General features: G+C 58.8%; 16 protein-coding genes. 11 read left to right on the top strand and 5 right to left on the bottom strand.

Going from position 1 to position 14,199, the window contains the following annotated elements:
• Window positions 1-362: 362 nt before the first annotated feature.
• Complete coding sequence (gene grxC / locus IP89_RS04015) at window positions 363-617, bottom strand: glutaredoxin 3 (protein WP_043307909.1); 255 nt, start codon at window positions 615-617, stop codon at window positions 363-365.
• 13 nt (window positions 618-630) lie between these two features.
• Window positions 631-1,149, bottom strand: a complete 519-nt coding sequence (locus IP89_RS04020) for a carboxymuconolactone decarboxylase family protein (RefSeq protein ID WP_017516865.1) — start codon at window positions 1,147-1,149, stop codon at window positions 631-633.
• 128 nt (window positions 1,150-1,277) lie between these two features.
• On the opposite strand from IP89_RS04020, the gene IP89_RS04025 reads away from it, so the two are divergent.
• Entirely contained in the window at window positions 1,278-2,102 is an 825-nt protein-coding gene (locus IP89_RS04025) for an AraC family transcriptional regulator (RefSeq protein ID WP_043308193.1), read from the top strand.
• A gap of 18 nt (window positions 2,103-2,120) precedes the next feature.
• Here the strand turns inward: IP89_RS04025 and IP89_RS04030 are convergent, their stop codons facing one another.
• Window positions 2,121-3,071: a GlxA family transcriptional regulator gene (locus IP89_RS04030; RefSeq protein WP_017516863.1), complete on the bottom strand. Its 951-nt coding sequence runs from the start codon at window positions 3,069-3,071 to the stop codon at window positions 2,121-2,123.
• Between the two features lie 110 nt (window positions 3,072-3,181).
• On the opposite strand from IP89_RS04030, the gene IP89_RS04035 reads away from it, so the two are divergent.
• From IP89_RS04035 to IP89_RS04045, 3 genes are read left to right on the top strand one after another with little or no spacing between them, the layout of a single operon-like run.
• Complete coding sequence (locus IP89_RS04035) at window positions 3,182-3,982, top strand: SDR family oxidoreductase (RefSeq protein WP_017516862.1); 801 nt, start codon at window positions 3,182-3,184, stop codon at window positions 3,980-3,982.
• Between the two features lie 25 nt (window positions 3,983-4,007).
• On the top strand, window positions 4,008-4,772 hold the full coding sequence (locus tag IP89_RS04040; protein ID WP_043307910.1) for an SDR family oxidoreductase: 765 nt from the start codon (window positions 4,008-4,010) through the stop codon (window positions 4,770-4,772).
• A gap of 56 nt (window positions 4,773-4,828) precedes the next feature.
• On the top strand, window positions 4,829-6,019 hold the full coding sequence (locus IP89_RS04045) for an MFS transporter (protein ID WP_043307911.1): 1,191 nt from the start codon (window positions 4,829-4,831) through the stop codon (window positions 6,017-6,019).
• On the opposite strand, the gene IP89_RS04050 is transcribed toward IP89_RS04045, so the two are convergent.
• Window positions 6,020-6,595, bottom strand: coding sequence for a helix-turn-helix domain-containing protein (locus tag IP89_RS04050; protein ID WP_235154282.1), 576 nt, complete (start codon window positions 6,593-6,595; stop codon window positions 6,020-6,022).
• 73 nt (window positions 6,596-6,668) lie between these two features.
• On the opposite strand from IP89_RS04050, the gene IP89_RS04055 reads away from it, so the two are divergent.
• The 3 genes from IP89_RS04055 to IP89_RS04065 all read left to right on the top strand — a co-directional run bounded on the left by IP89_RS04055 (window position 6,669) and on the right by IP89_RS04065 (window position 9,387).
• Window positions 6,669-6,965 (top strand): hypothetical protein, encoded by a 297-nt coding sequence (locus IP89_RS04055; RefSeq protein WP_043307912.1) that lies wholly within the window; start codon window positions 6,669-6,671, stop codon window positions 6,963-6,965.
• A 16-nt stretch (window positions 6,966-6,981) separates the two neighbouring features.
• The gene (locus tag IP89_RS04060; RefSeq protein ID WP_081963164.1) at window positions 6,982-8,289 is read left to right on the top strand and encodes a DUF1329 domain-containing protein; all 1,308 of its coding nucleotides are present in this window, start codon (window positions 6,982-6,984) and stop codon (window positions 8,287-8,289) included.
• Window positions 8,290-8,367: 78 nt separating this feature from the next.
• Window positions 8,368-9,387, top strand: a complete 1,020-nt coding sequence (locus IP89_RS04065) for an NADP-dependent oxidoreductase (RefSeq protein WP_043307914.1) — start codon at window positions 8,368-8,370, stop codon at window positions 9,385-9,387.
• A 276-nt stretch (window positions 9,388-9,663) separates the two neighbouring features.
• Here the strand turns inward: IP89_RS04065 and IP89_RS04070 are convergent, their stop codons facing one another.
• The gene (locus IP89_RS04070) at window positions 9,664-10,545 is read right to left on the bottom strand and encodes a LysR family transcriptional regulator (protein WP_081963165.1); all 882 of its coding nucleotides are present in this window, start codon (window positions 10,543-10,545) and stop codon (window positions 9,664-9,666) included.
• Window positions 10,546-10,655: 110 nt separating this feature from the next.
• On the opposite strand from IP89_RS04070, the gene IP89_RS04075 reads away from it, so the two are divergent.
• The 4 genes from IP89_RS04075 (at window position 10,656) to IP89_RS04090 (ending at window position 14,180) form a co-directional block, all read left to right on the top strand.
• Window positions 10,656-11,822 carry a PLP-dependent aspartate aminotransferase family protein gene (locus tag IP89_RS04075; RefSeq protein ID WP_218185984.1) on the top strand — a complete coding sequence of 389 codons (1,167 nt, stop codon included), beginning with the start codon at window positions 10,656-10,658 and terminating at the stop codon, window positions 11,820-11,822.
• Window positions 11,823-11,914: 92 nt separating this feature from the next.
• Window positions 11,915-12,730, top strand: coding sequence for a transporter substrate-binding domain-containing protein (locus tag IP89_RS04080; RefSeq protein WP_218185985.1), 816 nt, complete (start codon window positions 11,915-11,917; stop codon window positions 12,728-12,730).
• Between the two features lie 20 nt (window positions 12,731-12,750).
• A complete protein-coding gene (locus tag IP89_RS04085) occupies window positions 12,751-13,497 on the top strand; it encodes an amino acid ABC transporter permease (RefSeq protein ID WP_043307916.1) in 747 nt (248 codons plus the stop codon).
• Window positions 13,494-14,180: an amino acid ABC transporter permease gene (locus IP89_RS04090; RefSeq protein ID WP_043307917.1), complete on the top strand. Its 687-nt coding sequence runs from the start codon at window positions 13,494-13,496 to the stop codon at window positions 14,178-14,180. The genes IP89_RS04085 and IP89_RS04090 overlap by 4 nt, the downstream gene beginning before the upstream one ends.
• Window positions 14,181-14,199: the final 19 nt, after the last annotated feature.

The following is a 14,199-nucleotide window of genomic DNA, read 5'->3' on the forward strand; positions in this document are numbered from 1 at the left end:
CGCCTGTTGCTCAACGAACCGGAGCCGGGCTTTCGCGCCGACTACACGCTGTTTGATCGGCAGTTCGGATGACCGCTGTGCGTGGGTAATCACCCCTGGTTTCGTAGACACCTCGAACAGTTGCAACGGGATATGGATTCATCTTGTTGGGAGCGCCTGCTTCTGGCCGGATGCTACCGATCGTAAACGGCTGCATTCGGCCAAAAGCAGACGGTGGTGTCGGCGCCTACCGGCCAAAAGCTGTCGCTCGACGACTACTGGATTAGGGCAGGTACGAGCCTGGCGAGATAGATCCGTAGGAATCCAGAGGGATCGAAATGCCCCAGATAGGAAGGCTATCTGGGGCATTTGAACTATCAGCATCAGGGCTGCAGCAACAAATCTAATTCGCCCCTACGCTCAAGCCCAGCCAGGTCGTCAAAACCACCGACATGTACGTCACCAATGAATATCTGCGGCACCGTTCTGCGCTGAGATCGTTGCATCATCTCGGCTAAACGTTGCGGTGACGTCTCCACGTCAATTTCGACGGTGACAACGCCCTTGTTTGCCAGCAGCCTCTTGGCACTCAGGCAATAAGGACATTGCTGAGTTGTATAGACGGTTACCGTGTTCATGGTGATTGACCTTCTAGTGGGCCGACGGCGGGAAATCGATAGCCGTGCCAGCAATGTTGTTCAGGTAGTTGGTCAGGGTTAGCAAGGTGACTTGGGCCACCACCTCGATAATCTTGCTGTCGGTCAGGCCCGCTTCATGTGCGGCGGCGATTTGCCCATCGCTCAGTTGGCCACGGCTTTCGGTTATCTGCCGTGCCAGCGTGGCAACAGCGCTGAGTGAGCCCGAGCGCGCCTTCTGAATTTCGTCTGCACTCAGGCCAGCCTTGCCTCCAAAGAATGTGTGAGCGGCGATGCAGTAGTCGCAGCCGTTGACTTCGGAGGTGGCCAGTGCGGCAACCTCGCGCTCGGCAACGCTCAGCGAGCTTTTGCCTAGCGCTTGGGACAGGGCCAGGTAGCCATTCAGGGCGGCCGGTGCGTGGGCCAGTGTCTTGAAGGCGTTGGGGATGAAACCGAGACCTTTCTGCACGCCTTCGAGGGCGGTGCGCGAAGCAGCGGGGGCTTGTTCCAGGGTGAGAGCGGCGATACGAGTCATGGGTGTTCTCCAGTAGGTTGAGCGGTGAGCTTGTCGATCAAGCTTGGAGCCCATACTAGAAGTCGAAACTTCACTTTCGGATTCAGATCGTCGATGTTATGCAACAGATCGTCCAAATTGAGTCCGCCATGGATCGCTTATCCGTTCTGCTTAAGCACTTCAATCCACACGCCGCCACCTTCCATCAAGGGGCGTTCTGTGGCGTTACTGATATCTACGGACAAGGCAGTTATGGCCATGCCCATCTGCTGCGCTCCGGACGCTTGAGCTTCAGGGACAAGCACAATCAGCTCATCGAGCTGCTAGAGCCGAGCCTGATACTCGTGGCGCGGCCGTTGCAGCATCAGTTGATTGCCACTGAGGTGGATGCTGCCGAATTGGTCTGCGCCACCTTGCACTTCGATGGTGGGGCCAGCAACCCGCTGACCCTGGCATTGCCGGATTACATCGTGCAGCCACTTAGAGAGCTGCCAGGGCTCACTGGCAGTCTCGACTGGTTGTTTGCCGAGGCCTTCGGCGAAGAGTGTGGGCGCGATGTAGTGCTCAATCGCCTCTTCGAACTGATGCTGATCCAGCTGCTTCGCCATCTCATCGCTAATCGCAGCATCACTTCGGGAATGATGGCTGGGCTAGCTAACCCACGGCTGTCTCGCTCGCTCACGGCGATGCACAATGATCCGCAGCGCACCTGGTCAGTAGCGGATCTGGCCACGCTGGCGAGTATGTCGCGGGCAAGTTTCGCGGCGCATTTTCGCCAGGTGGTAGGCATGACTCCTGCAGAGTATCTGACCGATTGGCGCATCGGCCTGACACAGAAGCGCTTGCGTGAGGGGCGGCCCATTGCCGTGATTGCAGGCGAGGTCGGATACGAGAGCCCCTCGGCACTGGCGCGAACGTTCCGCCGTAAGGTGGGCAGCAGTCCGAGTGAATGGCTGCAGCAAAAGGACGCCTGAGCGTGTTCAAACGAGTGATTAGAGGCTTACGCCTCGGACATCCCGTCGTATCGCTTGCGGCGGAACACCAAAGCCGCGGATGAACACTTCGCGCATATGGCGACGATCACGGAAGCCGGTCTCCTTGGCGATCACGTCCAGTGAATGACGGCTCTGTTCGATCATCACCCGTGCCGCCTCAAGGCGCAGACGCTCGATGGCCTTGGCCGGGGATTGCCCGGTTTCGGTAGTGAACACGCGAGTGAACTGGCGCGGGCTGAGGTGCACGGCCTCGGCCAGCTCCTCGACGCTGAGCGGTTTGTGCAGGTTCTGCCGGGCATAGTTCAACGCGTTCTGGATGCGGTCGGATTTCGGCGCAAGGCTGAGCATTTCCGAATGCTGCGATTGCCCGCCCGAGCGGCGCTGATGCATGACCAGCTTGTGCGCCACCGAACGCGCCACTTCCGGTCCAAGATCCTTTTCCACCATACCGAGCGCCAGGTCTAGACCGGCGGTCATGCCCGCGGAGGTCCACACACTGCCATCGATGATGAAAATGCGATCGTCCTCAACGCTGATCTGCGGGTAGAGGCGCTGCAGAGCGGCACCATATGCCCAGTGGGTGGTGGCGCGACGGCCATCGAGCAGGCCGGCCTGGGCCAGCACAAAGCCGCCGGTGCAGATGCCTGCGACGCGTCGCGCTTGTTGCCCAGCCTGTCGCACAAACGCCAAGGCCGCCTCACTTGGCGGCGTATCCAGTGGCGTATTAACCCCGGCGATCATCCAGGTGTCGGCCAGACCCGGACTGTCCAGAGCCTGGGTTTCGATCCCCAGGCCCAGCGACGAGCGCACGATGCCGCCGGTGAGGGAGAAAAATGCGATGGAGTAGAACGGCGCTTCGGCCACGATGTTGGCGTATTCGAAAACGGTCTGGGTGGCGAGCGACAGCACCTGGAAGTTGTCGGAGAGTAGGTAGCCGATTCTGTGCATGGTCAGGTCTCGTTCTAGCGATGTCCTAAAACATGACTGTATACGTCATTTAGGTCTTTTCCAATTCTCGCCATGCTGTGTCCCAAGCCCACCCCACTTGGAGACACGTCATGAGCAACCCATCGAAAGGCACCGCACTGGTCACTGGCGCATCGTCGGGTATCGGTGCCCTCTACGCTGAGCGCCTGGCTCAGCGTGGTTATGACCTGATCTTGGTCGCCCGTAATCGCGACCGTCTGAACGACCTGGCACGCCGCATCACCGACGATACCCAGCGTGTGGTCGAGGTGCTGCAAGCCGATCTCGGCGACACCCAGAGCCTGGCCGCTGTCGAGGCCAAGCTCAAGGACGATGCGAGCATTACCCTGCTGGTCAACAACGCCGGCATCGGTACCCATACGCCGCTGCTCGACAGTGACGTCGGCCTGATGACACGGATGATCGACCTCAACGTGACCGCGTTGATGCGTTTGAGCTACGCCGCGATCCCCGGATTTGTTGCACGCGGCAACGGCGCGATCATCAACATTTCGTCCATCGTCAGCATCGCTCCGGAAGTGCTCAACGGCGTGTACGGAGGCAGCAAAGCGTTTGTCACTGCCTTCAGCCAGTCGCTGCATCACGAACTGGCCGACAAAGGTGTGCGTATCCAGGCTGTGCTGCCAGGGGCGACCGCCACCGAGTTCTGGGACAACGGCGGTCTGCCGCTGGAACATCTGGACCCCGCCATCGTGATGCCGGCCAGCGCCCTGGTCGACGCCGCACTGATCGACTTCGAGCGCGGTGAGCTGATTTCCATTCCATCCCTGCATGACGCCAGCCAATGGCAGGCCTACGAGTCCGCTCGCCAGGCCATGTTCAGCACCCTTTCCACTAACCAGCCTGCGCCGCGCTACAGCGCCCAGCATTGATCGAACCCACCTCAGGAGAACCAGCATGAAACTCAGCGGCAATACTATTTTTATCACCGGCGGTACCTCTGGCATCGGTCGCGGCTTGGCCGAAGCTTTCCATAAACGTGGCAACACCGTGATCATTGCCGGGCGCCGTCAAAGCCTGCTGGACGAGATTGCTCGCGCCAACCCCGGCATCGACACCGTGGTGCTGGACATCAACGATGCACAGCAGATCAAGCAGGTGGCGCATCAGGTGATTGAGCGCCATCCCAACCTCAACGTGGTGATCAACAACGCCGGCATCATGCCGTTCGACAATGCCGCTTCGGGTGATCTCGACGACGAGCAGGCGGTCGGCCTGCTGACGACCAACCTGCTGGGGCCAGTGCGTGTCAGCGCCGCCTTTGTCGAGCATCTCAAGCGTCAGCCGGACGCTACCATCATCAACAACAGCTCGGTGCTAGCGTTTATCCCGATTGCCGTCACGGCGCTGTACTCGGCGACCAAGGCCGCAATCCATTCCTACAGCATGTCGCAGCGTTTCATGCTGCGTGATACCAGCGTCAAGGTGCTGGAAATCGCGCCGCCATGGGTCGACACCGACCTGATCCACAAAAGCGGCGACCCACGTGCCATGCCGCTGGATGCCTTTATTGCCGAGACCCTGGCGAAGCTGGAAACGGCAACCACCGAGGTGATCGTCGATGGCATCACCGCGCTGCGTGCCAATGTCGGCCCCAACGAGCACGCCCTGGTGGAGCAATTCAACCAGTCGCTCATTGACAACCCCATCCCGGTTGCCTGAACCCGGCGCCCGATCTCTTCATGAGGTCGGGCGTTTCTGTATTTCTGGAGAGCACCATGCACAGCTCCATCTCAGCGGCTGATCGCCTGTCGTTACGTTTGCTCAGCCTGGCCTACTTCGTCCAGGCGGTCGGCGCGCTGTCGGTGGTCGGTAGCCTGGAGGCGATTGCCTCCGCCTGGACCTTGAGCAACGCGCAGAGTGCGTTGCTGATCACTGTGTTCGGCGTGACCTTCGCGGTTGCCGCGCCCTTGCTGCAGATGACCTTGGGCCATCTACGCCGTCGCTCGCAGGTGTTGCTTGGACTGTCGATCTTCAGCGCGTCGGCACTGTTGTTTGCTGTCGCGTCGAACTATGAAACGTTGCTGTTGGCTCGGGTACTGATGGGGCTGGGAGCAGGCTTTATCGGTCCCGTTCTGGGTGCCCTAGGATCGAACCTGGTCGCGCGTGAGCAACAAGGCAGCGCCATCGCCATCGTGTTGCTTGGGTTGAGCATCGCCGGCCTCGCCGGAATGCCGATCAGCGCCTGGATCGCCCATGAGTTCGGCGCGCGCAGCCTGTTCTTCGGCATTGGCGCCATTGGCCTGCTAACGGCAGCGATGATTGGGCTGTGGGTGCCAAATCGCGTGGCAGGACAACGCGCCGCGCTAGCCGATGTGTTGGTATTGCTCACACACGCCACCACGCTCAGTGCGTTTCTGGTGGTGTTCTTCGTGACCTCGGGTGTATTCACCACCTACGCCTTCCTTGCCCCGATCATTGGCAACGATTTCCATGGCAGCACAAATGACATCACTCTGGCTCTCGGCGTGCTGGGTGTGGCGGGTGTGTTGGGCAATCTGCTGGTCACGCGTCTGGCACTGCGAGCCAGTGCCGAACGTTTGCTGCTGCTCGGCATCGCGCTGCTGGCACTGGACCTGTTAGGCCTGGCAGTGATGCCAAGGCAGCTTGGTGGCTTGCTGCTGGCCCTGGTGGTCTGGGCGCTGGCGACCGACATTGTGTGGCCCTCGCAACAACGCCGCATCGTCGAGCTGATGCCCGAACAACGCGGCATTGCCCTGGCCCTGACATCCTCGTTCATGTTCGGTGGCATTGGCCTTGGCTCAGCTGCCGCGGGGTGGATCTATCCCGTGTTCGGCTACACCGGCTTGCTGGTTGCCTCGCTGATGTTTCTGCTGCTGGCCTTCGCCAGCCTACGTTTCTCCGAGCGCAGTGCTCGTGTGCAGGCACCCGTTTCTGGGCTGATCTGATCAGCGACTCATCTCGGCCTTCTGCTGAGCGGCCTGACGCAGCCTCTCCAGTCGCTCATGCGTCGACTCATCCGCGCCAGGGCCTGGGCGCAGGCTGAGATCTTCCAATGCGAGTGGCATACCGCTGATATCCGCGAGTTGGACCGGAGCCAACGTTGCGCCGGTCTTGCGATTGATGGGAATCAGCGGTGCACCTTCTGCCAGTGGGTTCCACTTATCACCCCACTGCAGCATGGCAATGATGATCACGTGAAGAGCTCGTCCTTTCTCAGTCAGGGCGTACTCGGTACCGCTGCCGACGGTGTTCTTTACGAGGATGCCGTAGTCCTGAAGCAGCTTCAGGCGCTTGGACAAGATTCCTTTGGATATCTCCAGGTTGCGCTGGAATTCATCGAACTTCGTCGTGCCCCAAAGCAGCTCGCGGATGATCAGCAGGTTCCACCAGTCGCCCAGTACATCCACCGAGCGGGCGACCGAACAATTGCGATCCTCGAAGGTAACTCGCTCCACGTGCAGATCTCCAAATGGATGGGGCGGACTGGTGCTGCTGATAAGAAACCAATTGACAGGTTTCATCATAGCACCTAATTTCTCGCCGCATGGTTCTGTAATAGAACCTAAAGATAGCCGCCCCCTTTGAGGTCACCCCATGATCAAGCAACTTTTAACTGCGACGGCTGTTCTCGTCGCCGTCACAGTGCAGGCCGAACCCCACGACAACTGCATCACTAGTGAACTGGAGGACCGCCTGATCACGGCGGATCTCGCGGTTGCCGCCGGCAATTGCCACTTGGGCCGTGCCAGTGATGAAAGCCAGGCGGTGTCGGCGTTGGAATACGCTCACAGCTGGTTCCTCCAGGCGCAAACGCTTGGTTCCAACCAGGCACGTCGGGGATTGGATTTGGTCGAGCAGAAACTGGCGCAGGTGGGGCAGGCTCATGACTAAGCCAATCACGATATCGATGCTGCTGGCTGCCATGACTGTGAGTGCTAGCCTCGCTGCAGCAGAGCAATTCACGCCGCTGGGCGCCGAGGCGGCCGGGAATGCTGACGGTTCCATTCCAGCTTGGACGGGTGGCTTCAGCCGCGGCGCAGTATGGAGTGACATCGGAAAGCAGTTCGTCGATCCCTTTGCTGACGACCCTGTGAAGTTCTCCATCGACGCCAGCAACCTGGAGACCTACCGGGACAACCTCACCCCCGGACAGATCGAGCAACTGCGCCGTAACCCGGACGGCTATCGCCTGAACGTCTACGAGACGAGACGTACTGCTAAGTACCCCGAGTACGTATACGCAGCCGCGGGCAGAAACTCAGAAACGGCCAGGCTGGTGCCGGGCGGGAATGGCGTGCTCGATTACAAGGGCTACTACCCCTTCATCCATCCCAAGAGTGGGGTGGAGGTGCTGTGGAACCATTTCATGCGCTATCGCGGTGGCAGCCTGCTGCGCACCCATACCCAGGTCATCACCCAGACGAACGGTTCCTTCAGCGAAGTCCAGCTCGAGGACCGTGCCGCTTGGCCGGAGAATCTCAGCGGATTCGACCCGGTGGGCGATGCCAACATCATGATCTTCTCGACGCAGAAGGTGACCGCTCCGGCTCGTCTGGCGGGCAACATCCTGCTGGTTCAGGAGACCATCGATCAGGTCAAGGAGCCGCGCCTGGCCTGGCTCTACAACGCCGGTCAACGCCGTGTGCGGCGTGCTCCACAGGTTGCCTATGACGGCCCTGGTACCGCCGCCGATGGCTTGCGCACTTCCGACAACTACGACATGTACACCGGCTCGCCGGATCGATACGACTGGAAGCTGGAAGGCAAGCAGGAAATCTACATTCCCTACAACAACTACCGTCTGACCAGCCGTGAGCTGACCTCAGACAAGCTGATCGAGAAGGGACATCTGAATCCGAACTACCTGCGCTATGAGAAGCACCGGGTGTGGAAGGTTGTCGGTACCCTCAAACCGGGCATGCGCCACATCTACGCCAAGCGCGTGTTCTATGTCGATGAGGACACTTGGCAGATCGCCCTGGCCGAGCATTACGACAGCCGTGGCGTGCTGTGGCGGCTTTCCGAAGGCTTCCATGTGCAATACGACTACGCCGATACGCCCTGGTACGCGGGGGAGGCCATCTATGACTTCACGAACGGCCGTTACCTGGTTTTCGGTCTGACCTACAACAGCGCACAGCCCATCACATTCGGCTTCAAGGCGAGCAAGTCGGAGTTCGTACCGGCTGCTCTCAGGTCCCAGGGGATTCGCTAACAGCAGTCGCGGGATCGTTCAATCATCCGGTGGCGCCGCACTGCGCCATCGATCACTTAGTGAACCCAGGTGATATCAATGAAAGCCTTCGTTATCGAGCGTTATGGAAAGCAGGAACCCTTGCTACAGGCCGATGTGCCAGAGCCGAAGTTGGGCGAGCGAGACGTACTGGTGCAGATTCACGCAGCCAGCATCAACCCGCTGGATCTGAAGATTCGTAGTGGTGCGCTCAAACGTATTCTGCCTCTACGTCTGCCGTTGGTACTGGGTAACGACCTGGCCGGTGTGGTGACGCGAGTCGGCGCCAAAGTTCAGAGCTTCAAGCCGGGCGATGAGGTCTATGCCCGCACCGATACCCGGCGCATCGGCACTTTCGCCGAATTCATCGCGGTGAGCGAGTCAAACGTTGCCTTGAAGCCAGCAAGCCTGAGCATGGTAGAGGCCGCCTCGATTCCTCTGGTTGGCCTCACAGCCTGGCAAGCGCTGGTGGAGAAGGGCAACCTGCGCAAAGGGCAGAAGGTCTTCATTCATGCGGGGGCTGGCGGCGTCGGTACTCTGGCGATTCAGCTAGCCAAGTACTTGGGGGCGAGCGTTGCCACCACCACTAGCGGTGCCAATCTTGCGCTTGTGAAAAGCCTCGGTGCGGATATCGCTATCGACTACAAGAAGGCTGACTTTTCCAAAACGCTGCGTGACTACGATCTCGTGCTGCATAGCTTGGGCACCGAAGAGCTGGAGAAATCGGTGGCTGTACTCAAGCCCGGCGGTCAGCTCATCACAATTTCCGGCCCACCCGACCCCGAGTTCGCCAAAAATGCTGGCATGCCCAAGCTGTTGCAACTGATCGTGGGGCTGCTGAGCCGGAAGATCCGAAAAAAGGCTAGGCAGCACCACGTCGATTACGCGTTCCTCTTTATGCAGCCTAGCGGCGAGCAGCTGCAGAAGATTGCCAAGATCATGGAGGATGGTGTCATCCGGCCGGTCATCGACAAGACATTCCCTTTCGAACAGACGGACAGTGCTCTGGCGTATGTCGAAACAGGGCGGGCTAGAGGAAAAGCCGTAGTGCAGGTTGTTGCTTCTGAAGATCGGACCTGAACCGCCGGTCTAATGATCAGGTGACTAGGTCAGCAAAGCTGGACGAGGCTAGGCTGATGACCGCAGCAAAGCTCCCCTGCCTTTGTACCGTCAGTCAGCTCTAATTTCGTCAGTAGGCAGGGCACTCACAACGGAAGCCTGCAGCGCCGTTAGCCGCCGCTCTCCAACGGCAGCAGTCGGCCAATAACGGACATCTGTCGCCTGCCCTTGGCGGCCCTTCACCAACAATTTTTCCGTTGGAAGTGGCGTGGTGATATCAGAGGTCAAAGCAGATATTCAGCGAGAAAGATAATCCTCGGCGATACGGATCAACATGTTTGCAGGAGCTGAAAGCGGAGCAGTCGCGCTATGGATGACCAGGGTATTGAAATGAATATCCTCCACCAGCGGGACAAGCTTCAAACCGGGCCATTCAAACGCGTCGAGGGCAATAGGATCGATCAGACCGATACCTGCGCCACTGACGACCAAGGATGCGATAGTCAAGGTATAAGGCGTTTCAATGGTGATTCGTAGCGCCTTGCCCGCAGAGGCCATCACACCGTTCAAGAAGCGCTGGGTCGAATCAGTGGAAGACAGCCCAAGATAGGAGTATTCCGCCAGATCCAAAACGGACACCTGCGGAAGGCCCGCTACCGGGTGGCCGGTGGGCACTGCAAGTAAAGCTCTCCGTCTAGCAATACTTCGAGCCACGATTCCGTGCGTATCAATTTCCTCAGCTGCAAAACCGATATCGCAGCGCCCGCTGGCGATCAGTTCGCGCACCTCATTTGATGAATTGATCTCCAAGCGAATAGCTAGGTCGGGCAACTGTCGCTGGAGCTCAGCCAAGAACTTCGGCATTGGGCCGTAGGCCATTGCCGGCAAGCAGGCGATGGAGAGTAAGCCGCTGCGTCCCTCGCGTAGGCTTTTGGCCTTCTTCTCCAACTGATCCATGCCGGAGTAGTGCTTTTCAACGTCCACGAATAGCGATTTGGCCTCGGGAGTCGGCCGGAGTCGCGAGGACTCTCGTTCGAAAAGCTTGAATCGCAGGTTGCTTTCCAGCTGCCCAATCAGTCGGCTCACGACAGGCTGCGAGGTGTGAATCATCTCGGCGGCCTTCACCGTGCTGCCCGTTACCATTACCGCCCGGAAGGCCTCGATCTGCCGATGGTTCATACTTACCTATATCAAATCAGGATTGATTCAAGACATCTTTGCATTGGAAGTTATACGGTCAATCGCACACCTTAGGAAGCCTACGCACATGGCGATCCCAAAGGCCTTCCGTGAAATATCTTTATCTGCCAGCCAATCTCCGTCACATACGCGCCGCAATGCCCGATTTCCATGCGCTGAATATGCCGGTTCACCGGGCTTCAACGCTGACGTATCCCTCTGCGCGGAGTTTCCTCAAGCGCCATGAGCGTATGCTCGATGGCTTCAGTTACGGCCTTTATGGCACGCCCACCGGCAAGGCACTGGAAAAAGAGATCGCGGCGATCGAGGGGGGAGAATTCAGCATTCTGCTACCCTCCGGCCTGGCTGCGGTGACTCATCCGATGCTGGCCCTGCTCAAGCAGGGTGACCATGTTCTACTGGCCGACTGTGTCTATGGCCCGACCCGAGATCTGTGCACGTCATTGTTGGCGCGGTATGGGATCACCCATACCTTCTTTCCCGCCGACGCCGCGACCATCGAGCCATGGCTCACCTGCGCGACCAAGCTAGTGGTGCTCGAGTCACCTGGTTCCTACACCATGGAGATCCAGGACATCGCCGCGATTGCGGCTCAGGCCCATCGGAAATCCTGCTTAGTCCTGATGGATAACGCGTGGGGACTCGGGCTGATTAACTGCTTCGAGCATGGTGTGGACATCGTCAGCACGTCGCTTTCGAAATACGCCAGTGGCCACTCGGACGTCTGCATGGGCGCTTGCACCGTCAGGGATCGCAAGCTGTATGAAAAACTGAAGATGTCTTTCATCACACTCGGCACAGGTGTCGGTGCAGATGACGCCTACCTCGTTCTGCGCGGGCTGCAAACGCTACCGGTGCGACTAGAGGAGCATGCTAAGCGTGGTTATCAGGTAGCTAAGTGGTTGACCACTCAGGCGCATGTAGCCGAGGTCTACTTCCCTTCGCTGGAAAGTGACAAGCAGCACGCGCGCTTTAAACGTTACTTCAGCGGCGGCAATGGCGTGATCAGTCTGACGTTGAATGAAGTGAGCCAAATCAAGATCGAGCGCTTCATCGACAGCCTCGAGCACTTCCAGATTGGTGCGAGCTGGGGTGGCACGCATAGCCTGATCGCACTGAGTGACATAAGCGGTTCACGCACCTCGGTGCCCTGGAATGGCTCGGCTTGGATTTTGCGTCTGCATATCGGTCTCGAGCCTTTGGACGTGTTACTGCGCGATCTCGAGAAAGCGTTCTCAACACTTGCCCGGGAATAACCCATTAGCTGAGACAAAGAATGAAAAAGTTGTCGACAGTCGCCCCCCTCTTGTTGGTCTCTCAGTTGGTCTTGGCACAGAGCACCGGCACGTTGGACAAGATCAAGGCTACCGGTGCAATCACACTTGGCACCCGGGAGGCGTCGACGCCCTTCAATTTCCTAGACGACAGTGGCCATCAGTCGGGTTTTGGTTGGGAGATATCTCTGCGTATCGCGAGACGTGCCCAGCAAGAATTGGAGCTACCCGAGTTGCAGATCAACATGCTGGGCCTTACGCCGCAAACACGCATTGCGCTGGTTGCCAATCAGACCGTCGACCTTGAATGCAGCTCCACCACCAACAACCGCGAGCGCCAAAAGCAGGTGTCGTTCTCCAACACCTACTTTGTGGCGGAAACACGCCTGCTGACTCACAAGGATTCAGGGGTGCGTGATTTCGCCGATCTCAAGGGCAAGACGGTCGCAGTCGAGGCCGGTACTACCTCCGAGCGCTTGTTGCGGACCCTTATTAGCGAAAGGGATCTGGATATCAGCATCCTGTTGACGAAGGACACCATCTCCAACTTCAACATGGTGGAGACAGGTCGGGCGATCGCCTCGATGGGCGACGACATCATCTTCTTCGGCAACATTGCTATCGCCAGAAAACCCGAGCAGTGGGCGGTAGTAGGTACCTCGCAGTCACACGAGGCCTACGGATGCATGCTGCGCAAGGATGATCCGGCCTTTAAGAAGCTGGCAGATTCGGTGATTAGCGAGATGCAGACGTCCGGGGAAATGCTCGAGCTGTACAACAAGTACTTCAACACGCGCATTGACGTTAACGGTGGCTTGGAGATTCAGGCTCCGCTGTCACGTGAAAACGCCCATCTCTACCAGAACCCCAACGACCGCCCGTTCCAATAATCCATTCAGGTACGCCTCTTATGAACTACAGCTGGGACTGGAGCATATTCTTCCAACCCTCCGTCACGGGCGAAGGCCTATATGGCGTGCTGCTGGCTGAAGGCGTGCTGTGGACGCTGGCGTTGTCATTGCTTTCCTGGGGCCTCGCGTTGGTGCTCGGAACCTTCACGGGCATCGCACGCAACTCGAGTAGCACCTCGCTGCGCTGGGCGTCGGCCGTCTATGTCCACTGCTTTCGTAACACGCCGCTCTTGGTGCAGCTGTTCCTTTGGTATTTCGTGATACCGGAGCTGTTGCCGGTTGAGTGGGGGAACGCGATCAAGCATATGGACCCCACCCTGAACCAGTTCTTGAGCGTCATCGTGTGCTTGACGCTGTACACCACGGCAGGGGTGGCGGAACAAGTGCGCGCGGGGCTCCGGTCAGTTCCTCCCGAGCAGGCCAGGGCCGCCAGGGCGATGGGCTTGAGTACGTGGCAGGTATACCGGCTAGTCCTGCTTCCGCAGGCGTTCCGCGTGGTACTGCCGCCGCTGACCTCCGACTTCATGAATGTGTTCAAGAACTCAGCTGCGGCCTTGACCATAGGCTTGATGGAGCTCACCGGGCAAAGCCGGCACCTCAGCGAGTTCACCGGCCAGCCGTTTGAATCGTTCATCGCCGCGACCCTGATCTACATGGCGATCACCTATCTGGTAGTGATCGTGATGCGTCGCATGGAGTCCAGCATGGCAGTTCCGGGCTTCATCACTGCGGGCTTTCCACGATGAACTACGACTTCGACTGGTCCGGGATCATTCCGGCGCTGCCCTACCTGGCTGAAGGGATGAAAACCACCTTGCTGTTGGTCGTGGTGGCCTTGGTACTGGGTTTCGCCTTGGGCTGCATGCTGGCGGTTGTCCGCCTCTATGGTCCGAAGTCTCTCGCCAAGCTGGCCGCCGAGTACGTGAATTTCTTCCGCGCCATTCCGCTGATTCTGACGATTTTCTGGATGTTCCTGCTGATGCCCTTCGTGTTGAGAAAGCTCACGGGCGACCCCTACCTGACGGTAGGCCCCCTGTACGCAGCCATCATTGCCCTAGTCCTCGCGGAGTCGGCCTACTTCTGCGAAATAGTTCGCGCGGGTATTAGCAGCGTGAAAAGCGGCCAGATGGCAGCGGGCAAAGCCTTGGGGATGAGCACGCTGCAGTGTTTGCGCTGGGTCGTGCTACCGCAGGCGCTGAGGAACATGAGCCCGTCCTTGGTCAACCAAGTTGTTGGTCTGCTCAAGGACACGTCCCTTGTGTACGTAATCAGCCTGAACGATTTCTTCGGCGCCGCCGGACAGATGGGCCTGCGGAACGGCCAGTTGGTGGAGTTCTACCTGTTTGCAGCCGCCGTCTATCTAGCGATCTGCAGCGCGGGAGTGGCCCTCGCCAACTACCTGCAGAAAAAGAACCAGCAAGCCTACTGAGCAGCGTGCGATGACAGCC

Source organism: Pseudomonas sp. ML96 (assembly GCF_000761545.1).
Taxonomy (GTDB): domain Bacteria; phylum Pseudomonadota; class Gammaproteobacteria; order Pseudomonadales; family Pseudomonadaceae; genus Aquipseudomonas.

Excerpts from the sequence above, each read along its gene's own strand:
- IP89_RS04040 (WP_043307910.1), top strand. The coding sequence starts at position 4,008 with ATGAAACTCAGCGGCAATACTATTTTTATCACCGGCGGTACCTCTGGC.
- IP89_RS04060 (WP_081963164.1), top strand. The coding sequence starts at position 6,982 with ATGCTGCTGGCTGCCATGACTGTGAGTGCTAGCCTCGCTGCAGCAGAG.
- IP89_RS04025 (WP_043308193.1), top strand. The coding sequence starts at position 1,278 with ATGGATCGCTTATCCGTTCTGCTTAAGCACTTCAATCCACACGCCGCC.
- IP89_RS04070 (WP_081963165.1), bottom strand. The coding sequence starts at position 10,545 with ATGAACCATCGGCAGATCGAGGCCTTCCGGGCGGTAATGGTAACGGGC.
- IP89_RS04090 (WP_043307917.1), top strand. The coding sequence starts at position 13,494 with ATGAACTACGACTTCGACTGGTCCGGGATCATTCCGGCGCTGCCCTAC.
- IP89_RS04085 (WP_043307916.1), top strand. The coding sequence starts at position 12,751 with ATGAACTACAGCTGGGACTGGAGCATATTCTTCCAACCCTCCGTCACG.
- IP89_RS04035 (WP_017516862.1), top strand. The coding sequence starts at position 3,182 with ATGAGCAACCCATCGAAAGGCACCGCACTGGTCACTGGCGCATCGTCG.
- IP89_RS04050 (WP_235154282.1), bottom strand. The coding sequence starts at position 6,595 with ATGAAACCTGTCAATTGGTTTCTTATCAGCAGCACCAGTCCGCCCCAT.
- IP89_RS04020 (WP_017516865.1), bottom strand. The coding sequence starts at position 1,149 with ATGACTCGTATCGCCGCTCTCACCCTGGAACAAGCCCCCGCTGCTTCG.
- grxC (WP_043307909.1), bottom strand. The coding sequence starts at position 617 with ATGAACACGGTAACCGTCTATACAACTCAGCAATGTCCTTATTGCCTG.
- IP89_RS04030 (WP_017516863.1), bottom strand. The coding sequence starts at position 3,071 with ATGCACAGAATCGGCTACCTACTCTCCGACAACTTCCAGGTGCTGTCG.
- IP89_RS04055 (WP_043307912.1), top strand. The coding sequence starts at position 6,669 with ATGATCAAGCAACTTTTAACTGCGACGGCTGTTCTCGTCGCCGTCACA.
- IP89_RS04045 (WP_043307911.1), top strand. The coding sequence starts at position 4,829 with ATGCACAGCTCCATCTCAGCGGCTGATCGCCTGTCGTTACGTTTGCTC.
- IP89_RS04065 (WP_043307914.1), top strand. The coding sequence starts at position 8,368 with ATGAAAGCCTTCGTTATCGAGCGTTATGGAAAGCAGGAACCCTTGCTA.